A 926-nucleotide genomic window follows, 5' to 3' on the forward strand; every position below is an offset into this window, starting at 1 on the left:
CTTGGGTTCTCTACTCTTTCTCTTTTATTTCTTTGGTTATCAAAGTGATTCATTGACTCTTCAAAATTATTAATGACTTCATTGTACTCATTAATATAGGCTTCTGCTTTTGAAGCGTTTATTTTCCCATCTTTTACAAGCGAATCTATATAGTTCTTTTCCTTAATTATTTCATCTTGAACAAACGTTCTTTCACCCTCTAATTTTGGAAGTTGATCATTTATTATATGATCAAGGTCTGCTTCCATATCGTGCCTATTATAAGGAAGTTTCTCTCCAGGAAACTGCTTATTCCAGAACAGCCGTTCCTGTAACTCATTCGCTTGTCCACGTAAATGATTGATCGCTTGCGTTAACCTGTTGAAATCGGTTGAAAGCTCTTTGTTTCTTCTTAAAAGACCTTCTTCTTGTGGAGAAATAGTCGGACTCTTTGTTTTAGATGAGTTCGCTAAATAGGGAACCTTTGATTTTGTAGCTTCTTGTAATTCATTAACCATTCTTTCACAATCGGCCATCAAACTATTGATCCTTAATTGATCCATTTTTGAGTCATTGATTTCGTTATTGTACATTTTAAAATATTCTCTTAAATGCTTGTTTCGGTTCGGTGCTGGATCCTCTTCTAAAAATACATGAATCGCTTCCCTTTGTTCTTCCATGAACGATTGATTCTCTAATAACCGATCTTTTAGGTGTCGAAAGTCCTTGTATAAACTTTGAGCATCTTGGAGATTCGTATGTGTGTACTTCCTTTCCATATCATATTCAGCAATATATCTCTCTTTTAGAGAGTAAAAAGTTTCCTTTGTTCGCTCGATACTGTCACTTATTTCTTTATGCATACTTTGACTCTGTTTAAAATTGTTTCTATAATGTGAAGGTTTTACATGCATTTTTTTAGGTCTGTGAGCGGCATAGGGATGATT

At 34.3% G+C, this 926-nt stretch carries 1 pseudogene; it reads right to left on the minus strand.

The window, feature by feature from the left end:
* A pseudogene (locus EVI01_RS13455) lies at positions 1 to 842 on the minus strand (hypothetical protein); the annotation flags it as partial.
* Positions 843 to 926: the final 84 nt, after the last annotated feature.

It is taken from the genome of Enterococcus villorum (assembly GCF_007990225.1).
Lineage (GTDB): Bacteria > Bacillota > Bacilli > Lactobacillales > Enterococcaceae > Enterococcus_B > Enterococcus_B villorum.